Source organism: bacterium (assembly GCA_030654305.1).
GTDB lineage: Bacteria > Krumholzibacteriota > Krumholzibacteriia > LZORAL124-64-63 > LZORAL124-64-63 > PNOJ01.
The window spans coordinates 1-4,132 of sequence record JAURXS010000012.1; the positions used below are offsets into that span (position 1 = coordinate 1).

6 protein-coding genes are annotated in these 4,132 nt (G+C 72.9%); all 6 read right to left on the reverse strand.

Annotated elements, in window-relative coordinates:
* The coding region (locus Q7W29_00330) for a hypothetical protein (GenBank protein MDO9170260.1) at nt 1-716 on the reverse strand (716 nt) is incomplete at its 3' end.
* Nucleotides 713-1,105 carry a hypothetical protein gene (locus Q7W29_00335; GenBank protein MDO9170261.1) on the reverse strand — a complete coding sequence of 131 codons (393 nt, stop codon included), beginning with the start codon at nt 1,103-1,105 and terminating at the stop codon, nt 713-715. The genes Q7W29_00335 and Q7W29_00330, both read right to left, overlap by 4 nt.
* A 74-nt stretch (nt 1,106-1,179) precedes the next feature.
* A complete protein-coding gene (gene rsmH, locus Q7W29_00340) occupies nt 1,180-2,100 on the reverse strand; it encodes a 16S rRNA (cytosine(1402)-N(4))-methyltransferase RsmH (GenBank protein MDO9170262.1) in 921 nt (306 codons plus the stop codon).
* Nucleotides 2,097-2,495: an STAS domain-containing protein gene (locus Q7W29_00345; protein ID MDO9170263.1), complete on the reverse strand. Its 399-nt coding sequence runs from the start codon at nt 2,493-2,495 to the stop codon at nt 2,097-2,099. Before Q7W29_00345 ends, rsmH begins: the two co-directional genes overlap by 4 nt.
* 97 nt (nt 2,496-2,592) lie before the next feature.
* Entirely contained in the window at nt 2,593-3,072 is a 480-nt protein-coding gene (locus Q7W29_00350) for a hypothetical protein (GenBank protein MDO9170264.1), read from the reverse strand.
* A 197-nt stretch (nt 3,073-3,269) separates the two neighbouring features.
* Nucleotides 3,270-4,132, reverse strand: an 863-nt coding sequence (locus Q7W29_00355; protein ID MDO9170265.1) for a polysaccharide biosynthesis C-terminal domain-containing protein, incomplete at its 5' end; no start/stop codon positions are given.

Sequence of the window (4,132 nt, forward strand, 5' to 3'; positions counted from 1 at the left end):
GCGGCGAGTTCCTGCTCGGCGATGATCTGGAGGTCGGCGTCGATGGTCAGCATCACGTCGTGGCCGTCGACGGCGGGCTCGGTCACCTGCAGGCCGTCCGTGTTGTCGCCCGGACCCATCGCGTACATCAGGCCCTTGCCCGGCTGGCCCGCCAGATCCTCATCGAGCGAGCATTCGAGGCCCGCGGTGAGGTTCTTGCGACCGCTGTCGGGATTGCAGAACCCGAGCAGCGAGGCGCCGGCGCCGCCCATGGGGTACGAGCGGGAGTGCAGCTCCTCGAGATCGATCCCCGGCAACCGCCGCAGTGCGGCCTGGGTGGTTTCGTGCAGGACGGCCTTGCGGTCGAGCAGGACATACTCGCGCTTCGCCTTGGCCTGCCGCAAGCGGTCGGCGAGCACGCCGACGTCCTGCCCGACCAGGGGCGACAGTTTCGCCGCCAGCGCGTCGGGGTCCTGGTCCTGCAGGTTCTTGCCCACGGCGCCCACGCGCCAGGTGATGATCGACAGGGCGAGGGAGCGGCCGTTGCGATCGTAGATGTTGCCCCGCGCCGCCGGCAGGTCCTTCTGGTCCTGCCACTGCTTGAGGGCCAAGGCGAGGTAGTGGTCGTGCTGGTAGACCTGCACCTGGACCAGGCGCAGCGCCAGGATCAGGAAGGGGATGACCGCCAGTCGCTGCAGGAGCCGCAGTCGGGCGCGGTCCGCTCCCCGCCGCATCATCGCGAGCGATCGGCGGCGGCGGCCGCCGCGACGCGGTCGCCGCTGCCGACCGCCGCCACGACGCGCTGCCACAGGGGCTGCTCGTCGGCGCCCGCCTGGTCGGCCATGACGACGATCAGGCCCGGGGCGTCGGTGCGCTGCAGGCCGAGTTCGCGCTGCGCGCGGTCGAGGATGCAGGTGCGGGAGGTCTCGGCGTTCCACTGCTGCTCGAGCAGGCCGAGCTGCGTCTCGAGGTAGGCCTTGTCGGCCATCAGCGCCCGCATGGCCCGCCGCCCGGTCACGATCCCGTTGGACAACGTGATCAGCGAGGACAGCACGGCCAGGCTCCCCACGCAGATCATCGCGGTGACCAGCGGCGTGCGGCCGCGCAGTTCGCGGCGACAGGCCATCGGTCCCGCCTGGCGGCGCAGGGAGGGCTGGCGGCGACAGCCGCGGCCGGGGACCCGGATCGTCATGTGCATGGTCACAGCCTTTCCGCGGCCCGCAGCTTCGCGCTGCGCGCCCTCGGGTTGGACCCGACCTCGGCCGCCGAAGGCGCCTCCGGCCGGCGGGTCAGGAGCGTCAGCGTGCGCCGGTGCCCGCAGAAGCAGGCCGGCGTGCGCGGTGGGCACAGGCAGTCGCGGCTCTCGCGCGCGAGCCACTGCTTCACGGCGCGGTCTTCCAGCGAGTGGTAGGAGATCACGACCAGGCGCCCGCCCGCGGCCAGCCGTGCCGGCGCCTGCTCGAGGGCGTCCTGCAGGGCACCCAGCTCGTCGTTCACCGCGATGCGCAGGGCCTGGAACACGCGGCTGAGCGTCGGGGTGAGCACGGGGCCGCGGCCCACGGCCGAGGCCACGATCTCCCGCAACGCGCCGGTGGTGGTCAGCGGCGCCTCGCGGCGCGCGGCGATCATGGCGGCGGCGATGCGCCGGGAGCGGCGCTCCTCCCCGTAGGTCCAGAGCAGCGTGGCCAGCGCGGCCTCGTCCAGCCGGGCCAGCAGGTCCGCCGCCGACGGCCCGCCGGCCGGGTCGAAGCGCAGGTCCAGGGGGGCGTCGACGCGGTAGGTGAAACCCTTGGCCGGCGCGTCGATCTGCAGGGAACTGACGCCGAGGTCGAGCAGCAGCCCGTCCGCCCGCTCCCAGCCGGCGGCGGCCAGCGCGCCGGCCAGGTCGCGGAACGAGCGGTGCTGGAAGTGGAAACGCGACTCGACGGCCGCCAGCGCGTGCCCGACGAGGCCGGCGTCGGGATCCAGGTCGAGGCCCAGCACTTCGGCCCCCGTCGCCAGCAGCGCCCGCGCGTGGCCGCCCCTGCCGAAGGTGCCGTCGACGATGCGTCGGCCCGGACCGGCGGCCAGCAGCCGCACCGATTCGTCGCGCAGCACGGGGATGTGGGCGGGAGCGTTCACGAGGCACCGGTCCTGCCGGCCGCGACCGGCGGGGCGACGCGCAGCGCCGCCGCTTCGCCGTACTGGTCGCCGAGGATCAGGATCGCCCGGTGGTAGGGGCGCCAGCCCGCGAGCAGCAGGGTGTGGCCGTAGTCGCGCAGGCGGCGGTTCCAGGCGACGAGGTCGCGCACCGCCCGGAAGTCGAGGTGGTCCAGACCGCGCCCGTCCAGGACGATGCGGCAGTCCCGGCTCCGCAGGCGCGGCCTGACCGCGGCCACGAGCCGCTGGAGCATGGGGCGGTCCAGGACGCCGGAGAGAGTGACCCGAACGTCACCATCGCGTTCGCGGATCTCGAAGCCTAGGCCGCCCTCAAGAACGTACAGGCGCGGCGGCCGTCGGGTCGACTCTCCCGGCATGGGCTTCCCTTCCCTTCGTCGGCCCGCCCTCCGTGGCGAGCCCAGGCTCCCTCCGACCTCGAGGCCGCCGGTCCGTCGGCGACCCTGCTTCCGCGGCTCAGCGCCGGAAGCGCAGGAACGTGTCCATGAAATCCTTCGACGGCGCCTCCTGCGCCGGATTGGTCTCGCCGTAGGACTGCTTGTCCCAGAGCTCGAGGTACTGGCCCATGCCGACCAAAACGATGCGCTCCGAGATGCCGACCTTCCGGAGGATCTCGACGGGGACCGTGACGCGGCCCTGCTGGTCCGGCACGACGTCCAGGCTCTGGGCGCTGAGCCGCCGGATCTGATCGCGCCACTGCTCGTCGCCGCCCTGCAGCAGGGTCGCCGTGAACGACGCGTCCCACTCTTCCCGCGGGTAAAGAGCGAGGCACTTCTCCGACGCGATCGTCACCACGTACCGCTCGTCCTCGACCGTGGCGCCTCCGGACCTGAATCGCGCCGGCAGGTTGAAACGGCCCTTGCCGTCCACGACGCGCTCCTGCGCGCCCGTGAACGGGGGCCTCTTCCTGCTGTCGTCGTGGGTCCGGTCGCTCATGGCCTCTCGGGATCCCGTCGCTGGGGGGGCGTTCCTTTGGTCACCACTGGAAACCACTCATCACCAATGAACGCCACGGCACCTTAATCCTTCACCAATCATGGTGTCAAGGGGGTAAGAACGATTTTTCTAGAAAATCGTTATCTCGTTGAATGACAATGGATTGATCGAAATGCAGTGCGGGGAGCAGGCGGGAGTCAGGCGCGGAGCGAAAAATCGTCCCGCCTGGGCAGGAGCAGCCGTCTCCAGGACAGCGAGGCGACCCGGCGGAAGCGGGCCAGCATGACCGCGCTGCCGACGGCGTAGGCCAGGGAGGTGGCCAGCGCGGCGCCTTGCAGGCCGTGATCCGGGATCAGCGCCAGACCCGCCCCCGCGTTGACCGCCAGGGTGACGAGGCTGGCCTGGGTGTTCCAGGCGGAGCGGCCGCGGCCGATGAAGTCGCCCGCCAGCACGGCGCCCGGCGCGCAGGCCACGATGCCGGGCAGCAGCGCCCACAGGGCCGGCACCGCCGCGCGGTACTGCACCCCGAAGAGCGGGGCGAGCAGCAGCGGCGCGGCGACCGCCGTCAGGCAGGCGGCGACCGTCGTGGCCGCGAGCGCGACCCGCACGGCGCGCGCCGAGGTGGCGTCGCCCGCCTCCCGGTCCGGCGCCGCGGCGGACCAGACCAGCAAGGGCTGCAGCGCGCTCGGCAGCAGCCAGAGCACCTCGCCGATCATCACCGCCACCGAGTAGATCCCCACCGCCGTCGCGCCGTGCCAGGCCGCGACCAGGGCCAGGGCCAGGCGCATGTGCAGCAGCGAGACGACCGCGGACAGCTGCCCCTGCCAGCCGGCCCTCACGAGCCCCGCCCAACCGCCGGCGTGACGGACCGGCGCCGCTGCGGTCGCGCGGCCAGCTTGGCGCGCGGCCAGGACCGCGAACGCCGTGACGCCGGCCACCTGGCTGACGCAGAAGATGACCAAGGCCGCCGTGAGGCCGAAGGCGCCGGAGGCGAGCGCCGCCCCCAGCAGGGCCAGTTGCAGCAGGCCCCGGCCGAGGTTCACGGCGGTGCCCGTCCGCA